The sequence below is a fragment of the Paraburkholderia sp. BL6665CI2N2 genome (assembly GCF_004366535.1).
In the GTDB taxonomy this organism is placed as follows: domain Bacteria; phylum Pseudomonadota; class Gammaproteobacteria; order Burkholderiales; family Burkholderiaceae; genus Paraburkholderia.
The window spans coordinates 6,216,808-6,239,587 of sequence record NZ_SORC01000001.1; the positions used below are offsets into that span (position 1 = coordinate 6,216,808).

The 22,780-nt window shown below is 63.0% G+C and carries 19 protein-coding genes; 8 read left to right on the forward strand and 11 right to left on the reverse strand.

The window, feature by feature from the left end; translation table 11 throughout:
- Positions 1-116 precede the first annotated feature (116 nt).
- Positions 117-620: a hypothetical protein gene (locus B0G81_RS27975; RefSeq protein ID WP_134139691.1), complete on the forward strand. Its 504-nt coding sequence runs from the start codon at positions 117-119 to the stop codon at positions 618-620.
- 198 nt (positions 621-818) lie between these two features.
- Positions 819-1,091, forward strand: a complete 273-nt coding sequence (locus tag B0G81_RS27980) for a ClpX C4-type zinc finger protein (RefSeq protein ID WP_134139694.1) — start codon at positions 819-821, stop codon at positions 1,089-1,091.
- 92 nt (positions 1,092-1,183) lie between these two features.
- Here B0G81_RS27980 and B0G81_RS27985 read toward each other — a convergent pair whose 3' ends face one another.
- The 6 genes from B0G81_RS27985 to B0G81_RS28010 all read right to left on the reverse strand — a co-directional run bounded on the left by B0G81_RS27985 (position 1,184) and on the right by B0G81_RS28010 (position 8,142).
- A complete protein-coding gene (locus B0G81_RS27985; protein ID WP_134139697.1) occupies positions 1,184-2,476 on the reverse strand; it encodes a class I SAM-dependent RNA methyltransferase in 1,293 nt (430 codons plus the stop codon).
- A gap of 408 nt (positions 2,477-2,884) precedes the next feature.
- Positions 2,885-3,802, reverse strand: a complete 918-nt coding sequence (locus B0G81_RS27990) for a hypothetical protein (protein ID WP_134139700.1) — start codon at positions 3,800-3,802, stop codon at positions 2,885-2,887.
- Positions 3,803-4,295: 493 nt separating this feature from the next.
- On the reverse strand, positions 4,296-5,027 hold the full coding sequence (locus B0G81_RS27995) for a PqiC family protein (protein ID WP_134139703.1): 732 nt from the start codon (positions 5,025-5,027) through the stop codon (positions 4,296-4,298).
- Positions 5,024-6,682, reverse strand: a complete 1,659-nt coding sequence (locus B0G81_RS28000; protein WP_106281933.1) for an MlaD family protein — start codon at positions 6,680-6,682, stop codon at positions 5,024-5,026. Before B0G81_RS28000 ends, B0G81_RS27995 begins: the two co-directional genes overlap by 4 nt.
- Positions 6,675-7,349 carry a paraquat-inducible protein A gene (locus B0G81_RS28005; protein ID WP_106281932.1) on the reverse strand — a complete coding sequence of 225 codons (675 nt, stop codon included), beginning with the start codon at positions 7,347-7,349 and terminating at the stop codon, positions 6,675-6,677. Before B0G81_RS28005 ends, B0G81_RS28000 begins: the two co-directional genes overlap by 8 nt.
- Positions 7,350-7,356: 7 nt before the next feature.
- Positions 7,357-8,142, reverse strand: coding sequence for a paraquat-inducible protein A (locus B0G81_RS28010; RefSeq protein ID WP_134139708.1), 786 nt, complete (start codon positions 8,140-8,142; stop codon positions 7,357-7,359).
- Between the two features lie 418 nt (positions 8,143-8,560).
- On the opposite strand from B0G81_RS28010, the gene B0G81_RS28015 reads away from it, so the two are divergent.
- The 4 genes from B0G81_RS28015 (at position 8,561) to B0G81_RS28030 (ending at position 11,885) form a co-directional block, all read left to right on the forward strand.
- Positions 8,561-9,121, forward strand: coding sequence for a cytochrome b (locus B0G81_RS28015; protein WP_116118999.1), 561 nt, complete (start codon positions 8,561-8,563; stop codon positions 9,119-9,121).
- Between the two features lie 8 nt (positions 9,122-9,129).
- Positions 9,130-9,693, forward strand: coding sequence for a YceI family protein (locus tag B0G81_RS28020; protein WP_116119000.1), 564 nt, complete (start codon positions 9,130-9,132; stop codon positions 9,691-9,693).
- Between the two features lie 67 nt (positions 9,694-9,760).
- Positions 9,761-10,330 carry a YceI family protein gene (locus tag B0G81_RS28025; RefSeq protein ID WP_106281925.1) on the forward strand — a complete coding sequence of 190 codons (570 nt, stop codon included), beginning with the start codon at positions 9,761-9,763 and terminating at the stop codon, positions 10,328-10,330.
- Between the two features lie 277 nt (positions 10,331-10,607).
- Positions 10,608-11,885: an MFS transporter gene (locus tag B0G81_RS28030; protein WP_134139712.1), complete on the forward strand. Its 1,278-nt coding sequence runs from the start codon at positions 10,608-10,610 to the stop codon at positions 11,883-11,885.
- A 128-nt stretch (positions 11,886-12,013) separates the two neighbouring features.
- Here the strand turns inward: B0G81_RS28030 and secF are convergent, their stop codons facing one another.
- The 5 genes from secF to queA all read right to left on the reverse strand — a co-directional run bounded on the left by secF (position 12,014) and on the right by queA (position 18,082).
- The gene (gene secF, locus B0G81_RS28035; protein ID WP_134139717.1) at positions 12,014-12,964 is read right to left on the reverse strand and encodes a protein translocase subunit SecF; all 951 of its coding nucleotides are present in this window, start codon (positions 12,962-12,964) and stop codon (positions 12,014-12,016) included.
- Positions 12,965-12,982: 18 nt separating this feature from the next.
- Positions 12,983-15,049 (reverse strand): protein translocase subunit SecD, encoded by a 2,067-nt coding sequence (secD, locus tag B0G81_RS28040; protein WP_116142871.1) that lies wholly within the window; start codon positions 15,047-15,049, stop codon positions 12,983-12,985.
- Between the two features lie 117 nt (positions 15,050-15,166).
- On the reverse strand, positions 15,167-15,496 hold the full coding sequence (yajC, locus tag B0G81_RS28045) for a preprotein translocase subunit YajC (protein WP_007179286.1): 330 nt from the start codon (positions 15,494-15,496) through the stop codon (positions 15,167-15,169).
- Between the two features lie 209 nt (positions 15,497-15,705).
- Positions 15,706-16,920, reverse strand: a complete 1,215-nt coding sequence (gene tgt / locus B0G81_RS28050; protein WP_134139721.1) for a tRNA guanosine(34) transglycosylase Tgt — start codon at positions 16,918-16,920, stop codon at positions 15,706-15,708.
- A 103-nt stretch (positions 16,921-17,023) separates the two neighbouring features.
- Positions 17,024-18,082: a tRNA preQ1(34) S-adenosylmethionine ribosyltransferase-isomerase QueA gene (gene queA / locus B0G81_RS28055; RefSeq protein WP_134139727.1), complete on the reverse strand. Its 1,059-nt coding sequence runs from the start codon at positions 18,080-18,082 to the stop codon at positions 17,024-17,026.
- Between the two features lie 147 nt (positions 18,083-18,229).
- On the opposite strand from queA, the gene recG reads away from it, so the two are divergent.
- Together recG and B0G81_RS28070 are read left to right on the forward strand one after the other, a co-directional pair.
- Entirely contained in the window at positions 18,230-20,644 is a 2,415-nt protein-coding gene (recG, locus tag B0G81_RS28060) for an ATP-dependent DNA helicase RecG (protein ID WP_134139732.1), read from the forward strand.
- Positions 20,645-21,442: 798 nt separating this feature from the next.
- Positions 21,443-22,402, forward strand: a complete 960-nt coding sequence (locus B0G81_RS28070; RefSeq protein ID WP_106284513.1) for a LysR substrate-binding domain-containing protein — start codon at positions 21,443-21,445, stop codon at positions 22,400-22,402.
- Positions 22,403-22,780: the final 378 nt, after the last annotated feature.

Here is a 22,780-nt window from a genome sequence, read left to right on the forward strand (position 1 = left end):
CTTCGCTATCACACAGTCCATTCAATTTACAATCACTTCTTTTCTGCATACGATAATTACGGTAGCTTCCTATTTGCGGATTGTTTCAAACGCGAAACAGCGTGAGGTGCCGAAAAATGATGAATACCCCAGCGCACGTCTTTAGATCGATTCTCACGAGCGGCGCGCAATTCGAGGAGTACGTCGACCGGATCGGACGTCCGCGATTCGCCATCAGTATTGACGGAGACGAAACCGCGGCATCCCTCGCGCAGTCGGACGAATGGTTGTTCGCCGACGATATCGATTGCCTCATGCACGCGTTCCTCGACTGCGATAAAGGCGCACGGCAGGTACTTCTGGAAACGATGTTCAATAACGCCTGGCGATACGGCTTCGTCGCCCTATGCGCGAATCGTTACGACAGCTTCATTGAAGAATGGAAGGCGGACGACGACAAAAACGCTCGCCCCGATCACTACCGCGCACAGAAATATTTCGGCGTAATCGTCGACGCCGGAGAGATCGGCTTTAGCAACGCGCCATTGCAGTACTGGGTGTTCATCGGCAGTACGAGTGGGTGTTCATCGGCAGTACGAGTGGTTGTATCACCGCTGAACAGCTTCACGGCACAGGCCTGACCTACAAGGGATTGATTGGTCAGCTCTGCGTAATCAACGGGCTCTGCGAAGTCGAACGAATCGGCAATCATCGGCTCGCGGAGCGCAGCGCCGCGTAGTCTTTCAGCGTCGAACGCGCGAGTGCGATTTCACGTCTCGCGGAACCCGCACTGCAGGCTCGCGTGGCGGTGGAGTGCACCTCTTACACGGTGAACGAATATGAAAACCTGCGACGGGAAGTGGGTGTGCAACTTTTGCGGATCGGATGAGTGCGAAGCCATGACGATCATCATCGGACCGAAAAATGTAGCGATCTGCGGAGCATGCATCGAGATCTGCATGAAGGCCATGGGCGCACGGCAACGTCACAGTGCCGCCGCCGTCGCGTCGGTTGCCGCCGTGCTCGCCATTGCGACGGCGCGTGCTACGAAGGAACTCGCGTCAAGAGCCGAGCAACGCGCCAAATCCGCTCGACGACAGGGAAAATCATGACGCGGAGTCGGCACGATCGCGCGACGATCGGTGCTCGACCACGACCCCGCGTCCACCACGTTCCAGGTTTTACGATGAGCGATTGACCGGCCTCAAGCCGCCGGCGTATCGCTTTGCGGACGCTGCCGCACACTGCCAGCGATCAGATCGAAGCGGAACAGCCGGCATTCGAGCGCGCCGTTAAAGAGCGGCGTCTTGGTCGATTCACGCAGACGCAACTGACCCGGCAGCTTGCGGTCCGACGTCAGGATGAACGCGTGCCAACCGGTGAAACGCTGCTTGAGCGCATCGCCAAGCGACTGGAAAAATTCGCTGTCCGGCGCTTCTTCCTGAACGCGGCGAAAGCCCTCGTCTTCGCGGTTCTCACGATTGCCACGGCCTTCGCGAAGCTCGCCGCGAGCATTGCGCCCGCGCACTTCGATCCGTTCGCCATACGGTGGATTGGCGACGAGAATACCCGCATCGGAGGTCGGCGGCGTCATGCCGCGCGCGTCGACCTGTTTGAGCGGAATGTTCGGCAAGCCGGCGCGCTGGAAGTTGGCGCGCGCCTTGTCGAGCATGTCGCCGGAAATATCGCTGCCGAAGATTTGCAGATCGGCGCGCGAATTGCGCGCGGCGTGCTTGGCGTCGAGCGCGGCGGCCTTCAGCGTTTGCCAGGTTCTGGCTTCGAACTGCTTGAGCTTCTCGAAGCCGAAGCGGCGTTCCGCGCCCGGCGCGATATTCAACGCCACTTGCGCCGCTTCCGCGAGGAAGGTGCCGCTGCCGCACATCGGGTCGTACAGCGGCGTGCCCGCGGTCCAGCCGGTCAGGCGCAGAATGCCCGCGGCCAGATTCTCGCGCAGCGGCGCCGCGCCCTTGTCGAGCCGCCAGCCGCGCTTGAACAGCGGGTCACCCGAGGTGTCGAGGTACAGCGTGCAGTCGGTGGCCGTAAGAAAGGCGAACACGCGCACGTCGGGCATGGCGGTGTCGATGTTCGGACGCGCCCCGCTCACTTCGCGCAGACGATCGCAGATCGCATCCTTGACGCGCAGCGTCGTGAATTCGAGGCTGCGCAGCGGCGATTTGATCGCGGTGACGTCCACGCGCAGCGTTTCATTCGCCGAGAACCATTGTTCCCAACGCTGCTCGACCGCAAGCGCATACACGTCCTGTTCACTGCGATACGGGCGGTGCGCGATCTTCAGCAGCACGCGGCTCGCGAGGCGCGAATACAGGTTGGCGGCCATGCCGGCAGCCCAGCCTCCGCGGAAATGCACGCCGCCCGGCACTTGTGTGCCGGCCGTGAACGGCGCGCCGTTCAGGTGTTTCGCAGCTATTTCGGCGAGTTCGGCCGCGAGCGAGGCTTCAAGGCCGCGTGGGCAAGGGAGGAAGAAATCGAAGGACATTGAGGTTGCCGGAAGGCGTTGGATAAGGCGCTATTGTACGCGGTCGGGGTGGGCCGCCATGCGCGATGTCCTGGGTGGCATGCGGCGGCGCGTCGGTCGCCGCGCATAAAGCAGAGCGCGAAGGTCAGGGGTATCGCAGCGGGCGCCCGTCATGCGCCAAAATCCACGGCCGGAGAGCAGCGGCTGTTCAGGGGGAACAGGGCGACGTTGTGGAACACGGTCGGTGCGCCATAGGGAGCCGACCCGAGCGGCGTCAGACGATAGCGGCCGATCTGCAGGGTATCCCGCGCCAAGGTCTGATTTGTTGACGATGACGAAAGTCATCGTGTCGTGGGCGCCTAACCAATTGAGTTTTGCCCGGCTGCCGCGGTTGTCTGGCTATCGCTTGTCGGCAAGCGTGAGCATCGATCATGGTCGGCTCGCTAATGAGGATGGCCGCGCCTTTACTAAAACTAGATGCGGGTTCACGGCGCGGTCGCGCCGCGTGCCGTTTCGCCTTCCTTCGTGTTGGAGCGTCCGTTCATCGCTCTCCATCCGCAACAAGTCGTTGCCGGACACGGACTTGATCTGGTTCGTCGCGGCAATGCCCCTTCTGCGGAAAGGCCGGTCTGCGCACTCCGGGTTTGCGGGCACAGACACGCGCGCCGCGCGGGCCTGGTTCATGAGCAGGCACAGCGCCTCGGCCGGTGTCGCATCCGTTGCCGGCATTTCAATCTTGGGCAGTTGCACGAGCCGGCGCCACGCGGACGGAAACGCACGGCTGAACAGGAAACACAATGCCCGGGCGTTGAGCGGGTGATGACGGCCGCGCTCCCATTCCCTGCGCAACAGCACGATCACGCTGGTGCGCAGGGCAGTGTGCGACGCGCGTTTCTTCAGTAATTCACGCCGGACCGCGAGATCTTCCGCACACAGAACCGCTACGCCGACGACATCGGCATTCAGGCTTGCCCGTTCGGCCACCGTTCCGCAGCGCATGTTGAGCAGCGTATGGCCGCCGCGCGTCAGACGGATGGTCTCGAAGCGCACGTTGTCATCCAGTTGCGCCTTGAAGGGAAGGCCGGCGCATTCCGCCTGAGCATCGCACTCGCGAAGGATCACGGCGCGCACCGCGCACGCGGCGTTACTCTCCAGCAGCGCGAGATGCTGCGACAAAGCCGGGTGCATGCTTCGCAGCCACGCTACATGTTCGATCACGCCGAAGCCGGGCGTGCGGAGCAGACCGCTGACAAAGAAGAATCGCAAGGCACCTCGACTGTCTGAAAAGGCCAGACCGTAGACGACGATGCGAGGCATCGGCGGCAGAGCATGTGCGCGGTGACGCATGATCGTCTCCAGCGAAGCGGTTTTAAACGTCTGAATATTCTCAGATTAGGCTAAGACCCAAAACGCGGCCATTCAATCGGTAAAAAGTACGCTTCATAAATGTAATAAAAGTAATTGGTACCTAGGCGACGGCATGAATGATCGGGACTGCACTCGGCTGGTGCTTATAGGTGAGCAGAATCGACGCACTTTTTGCAGCGGCTCGATTCGGAAAATGTGACTTGAGGCATCCGTCACCGGTGGCGGCATCGAATAGCCGCCGCGTGAACGGGATCGGAACCAACTCGCATAGGCGTGTCGGAAGCGGTCTCGACGCGCGCGCGGCAACCGGACACGGCGTTGCTGGCGGGCAAAAGCTGGAGAAGGGGAGCTACATTCGCGGCGGGCGCGGAAGACCGCAAGAAGCGCCGCCGTCTACGAACCTGTGAAAGCCCGTGATCGCGCCTTGCGCGCCACGGGCAATAGGCAACGGCGTTGCACCGTGCCCGATCGATCAAGCGCCGGTCGCCGCGCTGCCGGCGCTCGGCGGACACGGCGGCGCGGACGCAACCGCGCCCTTCGTCGTCGCATTCCCTCGGGCCTGCGCAGCCGACGCCGCCATGGCCCGCACCGCCGAAGCCACTTGCGCGGAGATCTCCTGCAACGCCTTCCGGTGCCCGTCCACCAGCGCGTCATATCCGCCGCTGACCGGCTCGCTCACCACGCTGCGGCAAGTCATCACCGTCGTGCTCCGCACGGCCCGCACGCTCCACACCGCATCGATCAACGCATGCGAACCGGGCCATGACTCGAAGCGCTGCACATTCATGCTGACGCGATACACCGGCGTCGAATCCGGATACGCCGTGCCGTACACGTCGATGGTGCCCAATTGCTCCGTCAGATTCGTCGACAGCGCGCGACGGATTTCGTCGCCGGGCAAGGAAGCCCAGCGGTCCTGCTCGAGCACCTGAACCTGCGTCGGCCCCGTTTGCACGACGAGTTGATTCTTGGTCACCTGCGGCGGCACGTCGATCGGCGCGACTTCGATCAGCCATGCCGGCGCCGCGGTGGTCTGCGCGCTGACCGGCGCAGCCGATCCGGCGGCACTGTCGGCGCCGAGCGTATAGAAGCGGCTTGCTGGCGACGAGCACGCGGCGAGCGCTGCCATACCGGCCAGCGCGCCTGCAATGACAGCGCCGCGCACGAGCCCGCGCGGCGGGCGGGGGAGCCGGGCAAACATCATGGTTTATCTCCTGTTTTACCGCGCAACAGCGATTCGGGATGACGCTCCAGATAATCCGACAGCGCATTCAGCGATTGCAACGTGCGCGTCAATTCCTGCAACGCCTGATGAACATCGGACTGCAACGGCGAGTCCTGCTGCAACGTCGCTTCGGCCGAACCGAAGGTTTGCTTGGCCGCCGCGAGCGTGTCGCGAGCCTGCGGCACGACTTCCTTGTCGAGTCGCGTGAAGAGTTGATCGGCGTTCTTCAGCGCGCTGTTCAGGTTGTTGCCGATCTGATCGAACGGCACCGCGTCGAGCTTCTTCGCAATGTCGGCGACCTGAAGTTGCAACTCGTCGAGCGTGTTCGGAATCGTCGGCAGTTCGAGCGGATCCTTTGTTACGTCGACGGTTGCCGGCGGCGCCTTCGGGAAGATATCCACCGCCACGTACAACTGGCTCGTAATCAGGTTGCCCGTGCGCAACTGGCCACGCAGACCATGTTTGACAAGCGCTTGCAGCATGGTTTGCCCCGCCATGCTGCCCGGTGCGGGCGCGGTTTCGCGGAAGCGCTTGCCGAGACGGTCGGGGTACAGGTTCATCGTCACCGGCATGGTGAAGCTGCGCGTCTTCGGATCGTAGTCGATGCCGATGTTGGTCACCTGGCCCAGCACGATGCCGCGGAAATCGACCGGTGCGCCGATCGACAAGCCACGCAGCGACTGGTTGAAGTTCATCACCACACGCAACGGCACGCCGTCCGGATCGCGCATCGCATCCGCTTCGTCCGAGCCGAGGCGGAACGTCATATTGTTCGGCGCCTGCGCGCCCACGCCCTGACCCGGCGGCGACTGGAACGACAAGCCGCCCACGATCACCGTGGCAAGCGATTGCGTATTCAGCTTGAAGCCGCTGGAATCGAGCCGCAGATCGACGCCGCTCGCATGCCACCAGCGCGAATTGGTGCCGACGTACTGGTCGAACGGCGCCGATACGAACACCTGCATGGTCACGCCGGTGCCGTCCTTGTCGAGCGAGAAGCCGACCACCTGGCCGACCTGGACGCGCCGGTAAAAGATCGGCGAGCCGATGTCGATCGAGCCGAGCGAGTCGCCGTGCAGCACGAACTGGTGGCCCTTCTGACCGCCGGTAATAGGCGGCGGCGTTTCCAGGCCGACAAAATTCTTCTCACTATCCGGCGAGTGCCCGGCGTCTGCCCCAATGTACGCGCCCGAGAGCAGCGTGGTGAGGCCCGACACGCCGCTCGCGCCTACACGCGGCCGCACCACCCAGAAACGCGAGTCCTTGACCGCGAAGTCTTCGCCTTCCTTGGTCAACTGCACCTGCACGAGCACGTGGGACAGATCTTTCGACAGCGTGATGGTCTTCACCGAGCCGACGTCGACATCCTTGTACTTCACCTTGGTCTTGCCGGGTTCGAGACCTTCGGCGCTCACGAAGCTGATCGTGATGGTCGGGCCTTTCTCGGTCACCGACTTGATCACGAGCGCGATACCGATCAGCGCGGCGATCAGCGGAATCACCCAGACGAGCGAAGGCAGCCAGCGGCTGCGCGGCTCAATTTCAGGGTCCGGGAGTTGGGGCGGCAGCTTCGGTCCGTTCGAATCGTTGCGCGGCGCATCGGAGGCGGGCGTCGGTTCTTGCGGGCTAGTCATGTTTGAGGTCCTGAGGTTTTTGGGTACTGCCCTTCGCGCTGCCTTCCACGCTGCCTTCCACACTATCCCAGATGAGCCGTGGATCGAATTGCATGGAGGCCATCATGGTCAGAATCACGACTGAGCCGAAGGCGATCGCCCCGGGGCCGGCCGTGATGACGGCAAGCGATTTGAAGCGCACCAGCGCGACAGTCAGTGTGACGACGAACACGTCGAGCATCGACCAGCGCCCGATCCGTTCGACCATCCGGTATAGCGTGGTGCGCTGCTCGGGCCGCCAGCGCGACCGACGCTGCGCTGTGACGGTCAGCAGCACGAGCACGCTCAGCTTGAGCATCGGCACCATGATGCTGGCGATGAACACGATCACCGCGAGCGGCCAGTCGCCCGAGGTCCAGAAATAGACGACGCCGCTCATGATGGTGTCGTCTTCGGAACCGAGCAGCGACGAGGTGTGCATCACCGGCAGCAGATTCGCGGGAATATACAGGAGTGCCGCGGCGATCAGCAGCGCCCACGTGCGCATCAGGCTGTCAGGGTTGCGCGAGTGCAGGCGCGAGCCGCACCGTGCGCAGTGCTGCGGCGTGACGGAGCGGATGCGCGGTTCGACGCGTCCGCATGCGTGGCAACTAAGCAGGCCGGCGCGTCTTGCGGTGACGTATTTCATCGCGCGCTCATCCTCGACGTGGCGTCGGCGGCACTGGCGGCGTGCCCGGCGGCAAGCCGGACGGTGCAGTGCGCACGTCAGGTGTCGCGGCGGTGTGTACTTCGGCCGGCGCGGGCGGGCCGGCGATCGAACTGACGGCGGCCGCCGCGCTATCGGCGGAGGTACGCGGCAGTGGGCGCTGGCTGCGGCCGCCGAGTTCGTCGGCGAGGTCCCACAGAATGCGTGGATCGAATGTGACCACCACCGCGAACATCAGCGTGAGCACGCCGAACGCGAACAGCGCCGCTTCGGGAATCACGCGCGCGAGACTGACCATCTTCACGATCGTGATCAGAACGCCGAGCATGAACACTTCGATCATGCCCCACGGGCGCACGAACTGAATGGCGCGCAGCACCTGATTGAAGGCGGGCGGCACATAACCCGCGCGCAGCGGGATCAGCACATAGAGCAGGGCAAGGAGCTCAGTCAGCGGAAACAGAATGGTCGAGCAGAACACCATGACCGCGACGATCTGCATGTCTTCGCCCCACAACGCGACGAGCGCGCCGAACAACGTGGTCTGCGAGGTGATGCCATTGGTTTCGAGTTCGACGATCGGGAAGCCCTGCGCGATCAGGAAAGTGATCAGCGCGCCCAGCGTCATTGCGCTGATGGCGTCGAGCTTGCGGGCCACGCCGCTGTAGAGCGTCGCCCCGCAACGCGGACAGCGCGCGACCGTGCGCCCGACAAGCCGCGGCTTGCGGAACAGCGTATCGCATTCATGGCACGCAATCAGGTTGTCATGGTCCATAGAGCAAGGGGCCGACGGTGTGAGGGGAGGCGTGCAATGCCCGTTCTATGGCAGGTCTGATAAAAAGGTGGAGCAATAGTACCAAAACGCGCCCGGACGTCGCACGGACCGTCGCATGGGCTGCGGACCGCGGGCGGGGCGGCCTGTTCAGCTGACAGTTGATCCTACATGCAATCGGTATAACTCTGACAGCCTCCGTCCCCAATTGTTCAATGCCGGCGACGTGGGCGAAGGAACTGCCGATCCGCGGTGCGCCAGCGGCCCGCAGCCAGTTTTTTCCGGTTGGGGTAGCATGGCCGCCTTGGCGCGTGCCGCAACTGGCATGGTCCCGTGATACGCGTCGATGCCATGTGCATCGAACGCTGGAATAGCAGTGCGGGCTGCGCCGTTAACCTCTCTTAGCTTGCGTTGACCTGTCATGGCACTCAATCCTTCGTTCGCCAGCCGCGAGTCGTACACGCGGACTGCCATCGCCCTGCATTGGCTGATCGCGCTGCTGATCGTGTGCGGCTTCGCGCTCGGCTGGGTGATGACCGATATTCCCGGCTTCACGCCCACCAAGCTGAAGTACTTCTCGTGGCACAAATGGATCGGCGTGACCGTGTTCGTGCTCGCCGTCCTGCGCATTCTGTGGCGCGCCACGCATGCGGCTCCCGTGATGCCGCGCCGCATGCCGGTCTGGCAGCGCGGCGCGGCGCATCTCGTGCACCTGCTGCTGTATGCGCTGATGATCGCGATTCCCGCCTCGGGCTATCTGTACAGCTCGGCGGCCAACATCCCGGTGGTGTACCTCGGGCTGATTCCGCTGCCGCGCCTGATCGCGCCGGATCCGCATCTCAAGGAACTGCTGAAGAACGTGCATATCACGTTGAATTACACCTTGCTCGTGCTGGTCGCGTTGCACGTTGTGGCCGCGCTCAAGCATCAATGGCTGGACCGCGACGGCCTGCTCTCACGCATGCTCCCTTTCCTCAAATAAGGACAACCATGAAGGTTTCGTTTTATCGCTACATGCTCGCCGCGTTCGCCGCGGCCTCGCTGACGGTGGCAGGCAGCGCCTTGGCGCAAGTCGACGTCGCGAAGAGTTCGGTGACGGCCACCTCGAAGCAGATGAACGTGCCGGTGGAAGGCAAGTTCGGCAAGTTCACCGCGCAGATCAAGTTCGATCCGGCAAAACCGGCCGACGGCACCGCGCAGCTCAGCATCGACGTGGCCAGCTACGATCTCGGCGACGAAAGCTACAACGACCAGGTGCGCGGCAAGGACTGGTTCGACGCGAAGACCTATCCGAGCGCCACGTTCGTCTCGAGCGCGATCGCGCCGGCCGGCGGCAACCAGTTCAAGGTGACGGGCAAGCTGACCATCAAGGGCAAGTCGCAGACGGTGGTGGTGCCGGTGACGGTGACCCAGCAGGGCGCCGTGCAAACCTTCGACGGTTCACTGCCGATCAAGCGCTCGCAATTCGATATAGGCACCGGGGAATGGAAAGACACCTCGGTAGTCGCCGACGAAGTGGTCATCAAATTTCATATCGTTGCAGCACATAAGTGATGGTCGCCGCGCTGTTCGGGCGCGGCAGCTTTCTTCGAGAACCTAGGAGCGTGAATTGAAAACATCCATGTTGATCGCCGTCGGCGCGCTGGCTTCGACTTTTTCGTTCGGCGCGTTCGCGGCCGCCGATACCTATCAGCTCGACCCCACCCACACGTATCCGAGCTTCGAGGCGGATCACTTCGGCGGCATGTCGGTGTGGCGCGGCAAATTCACCAAAAGCTCGGGCACGGTCACGCTCGACCGCGCGGCGAAAACCGGCACGGTAGACGTGACGGTCGATCCCGCGTCGATCGATACGGGCAACGGCAAGCTCGACGAGCACTTGAAGTCGAACGAGTTCTTCGACGTCGCCAAGTATCCGTCGGCGACTTATAAGGGCACCGATATCAAGTTCGACGGCGACAAGCCGGTCGAAGTGGTCGGCAGCCTGACCATGCACGGCGTCACCAAGCCGCTCAATCTGAAGATCGAGTCGTTCAAGTGTATGCAGCATCCGGTGCTCAAGCGCGAAGTGTGCGGCGTGGAAGCGAGCGCGCATTTCAGCCGCGCCGATTACGGCATGGATTTCGGCTCCAAGTACGGCTTCAGCATGGACACCAAGCTGCATATTCAATCCGAAGGCATCAAGCAATAAGCGCTTTCATGGGCGTTTGATTCAAGGTCTTCAATCGCGTCGCCGTTGCGTCGCAACAAAAAACCGTTTCGTTCGCTTTCGCGACGAAGCGGTTTTTTGTTGACCATTTGAAACGCTGAAAGCCTTACGCAGCGGCATCGCGCAATTCCGCACTCGCGCCGGTTTATTTTTTCGGGTACATAGAGCGCAGGCACCGTACTGGTTGTGCGCGCATCCAGTCGGGCGTTTGAGGCGTAATGCCGACATGAATAATATTTCGCGCGAATCGGAGATCTGCATGAACGCAACGACAGCAGCAAGCCTGGCGGGGAGCCGGCAGAATTCGTGGCGCGCGGTGGTCGCGGCCTCGATCGGCAACGCGCTGGAATGGTTCGATCTGGTGGTGTACGGTTTTTTCGCGGTGATCATCGCGAAGCTGTTTTTCCCGGCCGGTAACGACACGGTCTCGCTGCTCCTCACGCTCGGCACGTTCGGCGTGTCGTTCTTCATGCGGCCGCTCGGCGCGATCGTGATCGGCGCGTATGCCGACCGCGCCGGCCGCAAGGCGGCGCTCACGCTCTCGATCCTGCTGATGATGGGCGGCACGCTGATCATCGCGATTCTGCCAACCTATCAAAGTATCGGCCTCGCCGCGCCCGTGATCCTCGTGCTGGCGCGTCTGATGCAAGGTTTCTCGGCGGGCGGCGAATTCGGCAGCGCCACCGCGTTTCTCGCGGAACACGTGCCGGGCCGGCGCGGCTTTTTTGCGAGCTGGCAGGTGGCGAGCCAGGGGCTGACCACGCTGCTTGCCGCCGGTTTTGGCGTACTGCTCACCGGCAAGCTCTCGCCGGAACAGATGGGTGCCTGGGGTTGGCGCGTGCCGTTCATCTTCGGTCTGCTGATCGGTCCGGTCGCGTGGTACATCCGCACGAAGCTCGACGAGACGCCCGAGTTTCTCGCGGCCGAAACCACCGAGACGCCGCTGCGCGATACCTTCACGGGTCAGAAATTGCGCCTGCTGATCGCGATTGGCGTGGTCGTGCTCGGCACGGTGTCGACGTATCTTGTGCTGTTCATGCCGACGTTCGGCGTCAAGCAGTTGGGGCTGGCGCCTTCCGTCGCGTTCGCGGCGATTGCGCTGACCGGCTTGATTCAGATGGTGTTCTCGCCGCTGATCGGCCATCTGTCTGACCGGCATGGGCGCACCACGATCATGCTGATCTCGGCGCTGCTGCTGCTTGTGCTCATCTATCCGGCCTTCGTGTACCTGGTTGCGCATCCGACTTTCGGCACCTTGATTGCCATGCAGATCGTGTTCGGCTTTCTGATGACCGGTTACTTCGCGGCGCTGCCAGGCCTGCTTTCGGAGATGTTCCCGGTGCAAACGCGTACCACCGGCATGTCGCTGGCTTATAACATTGCCGTGACGATCTTCGGCGGCTTCGGGCCGTTCATCATCGCGTGGCTGATCAGCGCGACGGGCTCGAAGGCCGCGCCGAGTTACTACCTGATTTTCGCCGCGCTCGTGAGTCTTGTCGCACTGATGGCGGCGCGTCGCAAGCTTGGTTTTCGCTGAAGCGGGCGCTGTGCCGTCTCGCTCCGGTATAGGGTGGCGCGACGACGAAGAAGGGCGGCGGTAAACGCAAAAGGCCGGCTCGTGATGAACCGGCCTTTTGCATTGCGAGGTCTGAAACTACAACAGGATCAGACTTGCGCGCCTGCGTTCGGATCGTCCGCGTCGGTGCGGTCCTTCCTGTCCTTGACCAGATCTTCGCGCTTCACGCCGAACCACATGGCGAGCGCCGCGGCGACGAACACCGACGAGTAGATACCGAACAGAATACCGACCGTCAGCGCCAAGGCGAAGTAGTGCAGCGTCGGGCCGCCGAACAGGAACATCGACAGCACCATCATCTGCGTACAGCCGTGGGTGATGATGGTTCGCGACATCGTGCTGGTGATCGCGTGATTGATCACCTCGATCACGGTCAGCTTGCGCTCGCGGCGGAAGGTCTCACGAATCCGGTCGAAGATAACCACCGACTCGTTCACCGAATAGCCGAGTACGGCGAGCACCGCGGCCAGCACGGACAGCGAGAACTCCCACTGGAAGAACGCGAAGAAGCCGAGAATGATGATCACGTCGTGCAAGTTCGCGATCACGCCGGCCACCGCGTACTTCCATTCGAAGCGGAACGACAGGTAGATCACGATGCCGACCACCACACAAGCGAGCGCGAGCAGACCGTCGGTGGCGAGTTCCTTGCCGACCTGCGGGCCCACGAACTCGACGCGTTGCAATTGCACTTGCGGTGTGTCGGCCTTCAGCGCGGTCATCACCTGATCGCTCTGTTGCGCGGACGTGTAGCCCTGTTTGAGCGGCAGGCGGATCAGCACGTCGCGCGAGGTGCCGAAGTTCTGCACCTGAGCGTCGGCGTAACCGAGCTTGCCCAGCGTGGCGCGCACCGGTTCGAGCGGCGCGGCGCCCGGATACTGCACTTCGACAACCGTGCCGCCGGTGAACTCCACCGACAGATGCAGCCCGCGATGCAGCAGGAAAAACACAGCGGCAAGGAACGTCAGCAGCGAGATCGCGTTGAAAATCAACGCGCGCTGCATGAACGGAATGTCTTTGCGGAAACGGAAAAATTCCATGGTCTTGTTCTCCGGGACTCAGCGGGACGAACCCGGTTTCTGCGGCGTGCTCGATGAACCCGGCGACGAACCCGGCGCATTGCGGCGGCGCACGGTCGGCTTGCCGGCGCGTGCCTGCGCGACGGCGGCCCTGGCCTTCGACGGCTTGGCGGCGACCGCGGCAACGGCTTGCGCCGTGTCGGTCGCGGCGTCTTCGCTGCCGAGGTAAGCAGCCGAGCCTGCCGGCGCCGTCTCCGGACGCCACACCTGGCCGATAGCCAGCGACTTCAGCTTCTTCTTGCCGCCGTACCAAAGATTGACGATGCCGCGCGAGAAGAACACGGCCGAGAACATCGACGTCAGAATGCCGATACAGTGCACGATCGCAAAGCCGCGCACCGGGCCGGAGCCGAATGCGAGCAGCGCGATACCGGCGATCAGCGTGGTGACGTTCGAGTCGAGAATCGTCGCCCAGGCGTGCGCGTAGCCGTTCTGGATGGCCAGTTGCGGCGGCGCGCCGTTGCGCAGTTCTTCACGCACGCGTTCGTTGATCAGCACGTTCGCGTCGATCGCCATACCGAGCGCGAGCGCGATAGCGGCGATACCCGGCAAGGTGAGCGTGGCTTGCAGCATGGACAGCACGGCGATCAGCAGCAGCAGGTTGACCGACAGGCCGATCATGGAGATCACGCCGAACAGCATGTAGTACGCGATCATGAAGACGGCGATCGCCGCGAAGCCCCACACCACCGAGTGGAAGCCCTTCTTGATGTTGTCCGCGCCGAGGCTCGGGCCGATCGTGCGTTCTTCGATGATGTCCATCGGCGCGGCCAGCGAACCGGCGCGCAGCAGCAGCGCGAGGTCGGCGGCGCCTTGCGGCGTGGCCTGGCCGGTGATCTGGAAGCGGTCGCCCAGTTCCGACTGGATCGTTGCCACCGTCAGCACTTCGCCCTTGCCCTTTTCGAACAGCACCATGGCCATCGGCTTGCCGATGTTGTCGCGCGAGATGCTGGCCACCGCGCGGCCGCCGGCCGAATCCAGACGGATGTTGACCGAAGGGCGTTGATGTTCGTCGAAGCCCGCCGACGCGTCGATGATCCGGTCGCCCGTGAAGATGATCTGCTTGCGCAGCAGCACCGGCGTCTGGTTGCCTTGCGTGAACAGTTCGTCGCCCGGCGGCACCGGATCGGACGGATTCGGATGCGTGTTGACCGGATCGGCGAGGCGCGCTTCGAGCGTTGCCGTGCGGCCGATGATGTCCTTCGCCTTCGCCGTGTCCTGCACGCCCGGCAGTTCGACCACGATGCGGTCGGCGCCTTGCTGCTGGATCACCGGCTCGGCCACGCCGAGTTCGTTCACGCGGTTGTGCAGCGTAGTGATGTTCTGCTTGAGCGCGGCGTCCTGCACGGCTTTCTGCACTGCCGGCGTGAACGTGCCGACCAGTTGCACGCCGCCGTCCGGGCCGGCTTGCGAGGCCCACTGGAGTTCGGCGATGCCGCGGCTCAGTTGCTTCGACGCGTTGTCCGCCGTGGCCTGGTCGGCGAAATTGATCACCACCGACTGGTTCACGCGGTTCACGCCGCCGTCGCGGATGTTCTTGTCACGCAGCAGCGTGCGCGCGTCCGAAGCGTCCGAATCGAGCTTTTTGTTCAGCGCGCCGGCCATGTCGACCTGCAGCAGGAAGTGGACGCCGCCGCGCAGATCGAGACCGAGGTACATCGGCAGCGCGTGCAGGGCGGTCAGCCAGCGCGGCGACGCGCTTTGCAGATTCAGCGCGACGATGTACTGCGGGTCGGTCGGATCGCTGTTCAGCGACTTCTGCAGCAGGTCTTTCACGCGCAGTTGCGTGTCGGTGTCCGGCAGACGCACGCGGATGTTCGCGTTGGTCGCCGAGTTGTCGAACGTGACGTCGTCCGGCTTGATCTGATTCGCGGCGAGCGCGGCTTCGACAGCCGACAGCGTGGTCGAGTCGAGCTTGACCGTTGCCTTGCCGCTCGACACCTGCACCGCCGGCGCTTCGCCGAACAGGTTGGGCAGCGTGTACACGAGGCCGATGACCAGAGCCACCAGCATCACGGCGTATTTCCAGAGGGGGTAACGATTCATGAGTGGTCCAACGGGAAGGTTGGCTTGGAAGCGATGCGTCCGGCGATGAGCGCGGGCGGTTCACGGTGTGCTGCGTGGACCGCCGGCGAGGCCGCGCCGGACGCGAGAGATTCGGCCTTACAGCGACTTGATCGTGCCCTTCGGGAGAATCGTCGTAACCGACGCTTTTTGCACGGTGATTTCCGTGCCTTCCGAGATTTCGACGCCGACGTAGGCTTCGCCCACCTTGGTCACCTTGCCGACGATGCCGCCATTCGTCACCACTTCATCGCCCTTGGCCATCGCGGCGAGCATGTTGCGATGTTCCTTCTGGCGCTTCATTTGCGGGCGAATCATGATGAAGTACAGCACGCCGAACATCAGGATCAGCGGCAGGAAGCTCATCAGGTTCGATTCAATGCCACCTGTTGCTGTGCCTTGGGCGAAGGCATTGGAAATGAACGACACGTTGGTCTCTCCGTTATAAGTCAAAACGATCAAAAAAATCAGCCGGTTATTCTACCACCGGCCCGACGCGCGTCGGCGCGGCGAATCGGCTTTGGGATCAACCGTTTAAAGCCTGCTTTGCCGTTTTTACCGCCGCCAGCGAAAGACAATTGTAAGGTTTTCCCGGCGAGGTGGACGGATTCTTCGGCTGAATCCGTTGTCCCGCGCCGTTACGGCGCCTCGGCGGTGCCGCGCGCGCGGTTCTCGTGAAAGCGTTTGCGGAAAGCCTCGAACATTTTCGCGTCGATCGCGTCGCGGATTTCCTGCATCAGCTCGAGGTAGTAGTGCAGATTGTGGATCGTGTTCAACTGCGCAGCGAGGATCTCCCCTACTCGATGCAGATGATGCAGATAGCCGCGAGTGAAATTTCGGCAGGTGTAGCAGCCGCACTGCTCGTCGAGCGGGCGCAGCGAATTTTTATGCGCCGCGTTGCGGATCTTCACGTCGCCGAAACGCGTGAACAGCCAGCCGTTGCGCGCGTTGCGGGTCGGCATCACGCAATCGAACATGTCGACGCCGGCGGCCACGCCCGCCACCAGATCTTCCGGCGTGCCCACACCCATCAGGTAGTGCGGCTTGTTGGCCGGCAACTTGGGGCCGATGTGGTTCAGCACGCGCATCATGTCTTCCTTCGGCTCGCCGACCGACAGACCGCCGATCGCGAGACCATGGAAATCCTTCTCGGCGAGGCCTGCCAGCGACTCTTCGCGCAAGTCCTCGAACATGCCGCCTTGCACGATGCCGAACAGCGCGTTGGGATTGCCCAGCCGCCTGAATTCGTCGATGGAGCGCTGCGCCCAGCGCATTGACATGCGCATCGAATCGGCCGCTTCCTTGTGCGAGGTCGGCACGTTATTGGTCGCGTACGGCGTGCATTCGTCGAACTGCATGACGATGTCGGAGTTCAGCACTTTCTGGATCTGCATGGACACTTCGGGCGACAGAAACAGTTTGTCGCCGTTGATCGGCGACGCGAACGTGACGCCATCTTCGGTGATCTTGCGCAGATCGCCTAGTGAGAACACCTGGAAGCCGCCCGAGTCGGTGAGGATCGGCTTTTTCCAGCCCATGAAGCCGTGCAGACCGCCGTGCGCCTCGATCGTTTCGAGGCCCGGGCGCAGCCACAGGTGGAAGGTGTTGCCGAGGATGATCTGCGCGTGCATTTCTTTGAGCTCGCGCGGCTGCACAGCCTTCACGGTGCCGTAGGTGCCGACGGGCATGAAGATCGGCGTTTCCACCACGCCGTGGTTCAACGTGACGCGGCCGCGGCGAGCCAGGCCGTCGACGCCGAGCAGTTCGAAATTGAGGCCGTTTTCCGGGCGAACGTGATCGCCGAGGTAAGCGCCATGGTCGGCGCGCGTGCTAACGGATTGACCGTTGGTCATGAAATAACTCCTGTGCTACCGGAAAACAGTCCGGCGCAAATATTGAGCGCCGGCGGAAACGTTCGCGGCGGCTTGGAACTGCGAAAAATCTCGTGGACGTCGATCAGACGTCGCGCCGCGTGAGCAGCATCGCGTCGCCGTAGCTGAAGAAGCGGTAACGCTGCTCGATCGCATGGCGATAGGTTTCGCGAATCGTCTCGACGCCCGCGAAAGCCGACACGAGCATCAGCAGCGTGGATTTCGGCAAATGGAAATTGGTGACGAGCCGGTCGACCACGCGGAATTTATAGCCCGGCGTGATGAAAATGTCGGTTTCCGTGCTGGCTGCGGCCAACGGGCGACCTGCGGCTTCGGCGTCGCGCGCGGCGGCTTCGAGCGCGCGCATCGAGGTCGTGCCCACCGCGATCACGCGGTTGCCGCGCGCGCGCGTCGCCGCGATCTTGTCAGCGAGCGATTGCGGCAAGTGATACCACTCGCTGTGCATCTTGTGCTCGGCGAGATTCTCGACCCGCACCGGCTGGAACGTGCCCGCGCCGACGTGCAGCGTCAGCGTCGCGCGTTCCACGCCTTTTTCGTCGAGGCGGGCCAGCAGCGTGTTGTCGAAATGCAGGCCGGCCGTGGGCGCAGCGACGGCGCCGGGATTCTGCGCGAACACCGTTTGATAGCGGGTTTCATCGGTCGAGTCGGGATCGTGCTCGATGTACGGCGGCAACGGCAGCCGGCCGAACTGCTCGATCAGCGTCAGACAATCGTCGGGGAAATGCAGCGTGTAGAACGGCTCGACGCGCTCGCCGACCGTGACGTCGAATGCATCCGCCAGCCGGATCGTGGTGCCCGGCTGCGGGCTCTTGCTCGCGCGGATCTGCGCGAGCGCCGTGCGCTCGCCGGTGAGGCGCTCTACCAGCACTTCGATCTTGCCGCCACTGGCCTTCTGGCCGAGGAAGCGCGCCTTCAGGACTTTGGTATCGTTGAAGACCAGCAGATCGCCGGCCGTGATGCATTCGGGCAACTCGGCGAAACGGCGGTCGATCAGGCGCGCGGGGCCGGTGGCGTCGGCCGGGTGATCCACTTCGAGCAGGCGGCTGGCGCTGCGCTCGGGCAGCGCGACTTGCGCGATCAGCTCGGGAGGCAGATCGAAATCGAAATCGGAAAGCGTCAACATACGAACGACTGGAAGCGAAATGAACTGAATTGAGCCGAAGCCGGAGCCGGGCGGCTATGATTGCGGGACGCCAGAGCGGCCCGCCAGCCCGCGCGCTGTATGGCGCCGAACCCTTTGACAGCCGATATTGTACTTGCGAAGCAGCCCATGCCATTGTCCGACCGCCGATCGCCCTCCGTTACCGATGAAGTGAGCGCCGAACCCAGGCGCCGCGTCTCGCGCGGCAAGGCGGTGGCGGGGGTGAGCGACGCGGGCCAGGGTGTTGGCGCGGACGTTGGGTTGAGCGCTGGAAAAGCCGCGCGACAAAGTGACGAGTCGGATGGCAAGCCCGTTGGCGATGTTGGCGGCAAACGCGCCGGCGAGCCCGCTGGAACATCTGTCGGCGAGCGCGTCGATGGCCTTGCGGATCCATCCGGCGACAGGCCCGCCGGCAAGCCCGGCCCCAAGGTTGCCGCAAAATCCGCAGCGAAGTCCGGCGCGAAATCCGCCTCCAAACCCACGGACAAAACCGCCGACAAGCTCACCAAACTCGGCCTGACGCGCGACATCGACCTCGTGCTGCATTTGCCAATGCGCTACGAGGACGAAACCTCGCTGACGCCGATCGGGCATCTGCTGCCGGGCGGCGTTGCGCAAACCGAAGGCGTGGTGTTCGACAACGAGATCGCCTATCGTCCACGCCGTCAGTTGTTGGTGAAACTGCGCGACGACACCGGCGACGAACTCGTGCTGCGCTTTCTGAATTTCTACGGCTCCCAGGTCAAGCAGATGGCGATCGGCGCGCGGCTGCGGGTGCGCGGCGACGTGCGCGGCGGTTTCTTCGGCATGGAGATGGTGCATCCGGCCGTGCGCGTGGTCGACGAAGACACGCCGCTGCCGCAGGCGCTGACGCCCGTGTATCCCAGCACCGCGGGCGTGACGCAGGCGTATCTGCGCAAATCCATCGACAACGCGCTGTCGCGCACGTCGCTGCCGGAGCTGCTGCCGGAGTCGGTCGCGCGGACGTTTATGGAACCGCTCGGCGTGCCGTCGCTGATGGACGCCGTGCGCACGCTGCATCATCCGGGCGTTCAGTCCGATGAGACCGCGTTGATCGACGGCACGCATCCCGCGTGGGTGCGTATCAAATTCGAGGAATTGCTCGCGCAGCAGATGTCGCTCAAGCGCGCGCACGACGAACGCCGCACCCGCGCGGCGCCGGCCATGCCGCGCCGCAAGCTGGGCGACGAATCCGCGCTGGTGGCGCGTCTGCTGAAGGCGCTGCCGTTTTCGCTGACGGCGGCGCAGGAGCGCGTAGGCGGCGAGATCGCGCTTGATTTGACGCAGCCTCATCCAATGCAGCGGCTTTTGCAGGGGGACGTCGGAAGCGGTAAGACGATCGTCGCCGCGCTGGCCGCGGCGCAGGCCATCGACGCCGGCTACCAGGCCGCGCTCATGGCGCCGACGGAAATCCTCGCCGAACAGCACGCGCGCAAACTGCGCGGCTGGTTGGAGCCGCTCGGCGTGAGCGTCGCGTGGCTGGCCGGCAGTCTGAAGGCCAAGGAAAAGCGCGCCGCGATCGAAGCCGCGGCGCTCGGCACCGCGCAACTCGTGATCGGCACGCACGCGATCATTCAGGACGCGGTCGAGTTCGCGCGCCTCGGGCTGGTGATCGTCGACGAACAGCACCGCTTCGGTGTCGCGCAGCGGCTCGCTCTGCGCGCCAAGGCACTGAACGCCGCCGATGGCGCGCGCAACTTCCAGCCGCATCAACTGATGATGTCGGCGACGCCGATTCCGCGCACGCTCGCGATGACCTATTACGCCGACCTCGACGTCTCGACCATTGACGAATTGCCGCCCGGGCGCACGCCGATCCTGACCAAGCTGGTGTCCGATGCACGGCGCGAGGAGGTGATCGGACGCGTGCGCGAGGCTGCGTTGACGGGGCGCCAGGTGTACTGGGTGTGTCCGTTGATCGAGGAAAGCGAGACCTTGCAGTTGCAGACCGCCGTCGAGACGTATGAGACGCTGGTGGCCGCGTTGCCCGAACTGAATGTCGGTCTCGTGCATGGGCGGCTTGCGCCGGCTGAAAAGGCCGCCGTGATGGATGCGTTCACGCGTAACGAGGTGCAGTTGCTGGTGGCGACGACGGTGATCGAAGTGGGTGTTGATGTGCCGAATGCGTCGTTGATGGTGATCGAGCATGCGGAGCGGTTTGGGCTTGCGCAGTTGCATCAGTTGCGGGGACGGGTGGGGCGCGGGAGTGCGGCTTCGGTTTGCGTATTGCTCTATACCGGGCCTTTGTCGATGACTGCGCGGGCGCGGCTTCAGACAATGCGGGAGACGACTGACGGATTTGAGATCGCCAGACGGGATCTCGAGATTCGTGGGCCGGGGGAGTTTTTAGGGGCGCGGCAGTCGGGCGCGGCGATGTTGAGGTTTGCTGATCTTCAGAATGATCAATGGTTGATTGAGCCTGCGCGGGAGGCTGCGGCGGTTTTGCTTGAGAAGTTTCCCGAGGTCGTGTTGCAGCATCTGGCGCGCTGGCTTGGCGCGCGGGAGCAGTTTTTGAAGGCTTGAAGGAGGGTTTTTTTGCCTGCTCGGCGGTTTTGTGGTGTTGGCCTTTCCTTGGCTTGTTAGTGGTCTATTAGCGTCGCCCCTGTGCGGGGCGGCACCTACTTTCTTTGCCGCGGCAAAGAAAGTAGGCAAAGAAAGCCGCTTCACACCGCCAGCTCATAAGCGGGTCTCCTGGCTTGGAGAGGGCAGTGGTGTATCTGGAATCCGTGTTCTCGCACATTTCGCCTTGGTGACAAGGCAGTCATTCTTCCGGCGGCGCTGCGCGCGCCGTGGCGGTACTTCATCGACAGTGGATTGGTCCGGGCACCCACCTGCGCTCGCTTTCCACGCGGGCCACCGCGTACCGATGCAGCCAAGCAATCCAACCATCCCGCCGGGATTCGCCGAGGCGAAGCCGACGGCCCCCTTCGCGTAATCGAAAGCCGGCTTTTCAAGCGGACCGCTCCGGCGAGCACGTAGTGCGAGGCGGGACGTATGACTGCTTTGTCACTTGCGGGGAATGTGCGAGACGGCGGATTCCAGATGCACCACTGCCCCCTCCAAGCCGAGGGACCCGCTTACGAGCTGGCGGTGTGAAGCGGCTTTCTTTGCCTACTTTCTTTGCCGCGGCAAAGAAAGTAGGTGCCGCCCCGCACAGGGGCAACGCTAATAGACCACAAAGAATTCAAGGAAAGGCCAACCAACAAGAAAGCCCCACCAAACCCTCAGCGCCCCGCGCAAATAACCCCAAACAGTTGGCGAACCGACCCTATAGGTGTATAACTAGAACCTATCGAATTCACCGCACTGATTGGTCCCCTAATGACGCTCACCGAATTGAAATACATCGTCGCGGTTGCCCGCGAGCGGCACTTCGGCCGGGCCGCCGAAGCGTGTTTCGTCAGCCAGCCGACGCTGTCGGTGGCAATCAAAAAGCTCGAAGACGAACTGAACGTGCAGATCTTCGAGCGCGGCACCAGCGAAGTGAGCGTCACGCCGATCGGCGAACAGATCGTCACGCAAGCGCAACGCGTTCTCGAACAGACGCTCGCCATCAAGGAAATCGCGAAACAGGGCAAAGACCCGCTGGTCGGGCCACTGCGGCTTGGCGTCATCTACACGATCGGGCCGTACCTGCTGCCCACGCTCGTCAAGCAGATGATCAAGCGCGTCCCACAAATGCCCTTGATGCTGCAGGAAAATTACACGCTCAAGCTGATCGAACTGCTCAAGCAAGGCGAAATCGATGTCGCCATCATGGCGCTGCCGTTTCCGGAAACCGGCCTGATGCTGCGCCCGCTATACGACGAGCCTTTCGTGGTTGCCTTGCCGTCCGGGCACGCCTGGGAAAACCGCCCGAAAATCGATGCTGACGATCTCAAGCAGGAAACCATGCTGCTGCTCGGCAGCGGTCACTGCTTCCGCGATCATGTGCTGGGCGTCTGCCCGGAACTGATGCGCTTTTCGCAAAACGCGGACGGCATCCAGAAAACCTTTGAAGGGTCCTCGCTGGAAACCATCCGCCACATGGTGGCGAGCGGTGTCGGCATTACCGTGCTGCCGCGCATGTCGGTGCATGAAGTCAAGCCGCACGCCGGCGGCATCGATTCGGGGCTGCTGAGCTACGTCGCTTTCGACGAGCCCGTGCCGGATCGCCGCGTCGTGCTGGCCTGGCGCAAGAGCTTCACGCGCATGCCCGCCATTGAGGCCATTTGCGACGCTATCAACTCCTGTGATCTGGCGGGCGTCAAGAAGCTCGATTTGCCGGTCGCGGTCAACTAGACAGATGCCCCACGAAGCCCGGCTCGCTGCGTAAGCCCAGCGACCGGCTTGGCGCCCATGCAAGGCGCCGACAGCCGCCAGGCCTATCGAATAGATAAAATTAATCAAACACGATATTTCGATAGTATTGTTATAGTTTCCTCCACGGATCGCCCGATCCCAAAGACCCCGGAGGAAATCATGACGCAATCCAAGCCGCGACAAGTCCAAGTCCTCGTCCCTCGGACGGCCGTTGCGCCGCGCCGTTTTGCCGCCTCAATGCTCAGCGCGCGCACTGTCATGTTTTTCCTGCTGGTCGATCGGGCCTTGTCCGCTTAGCGCATGAGCCTCTGGCCTCAGCGTGCCGCGTCGTGCCCCCACAATCTGTTTCGATAAAAG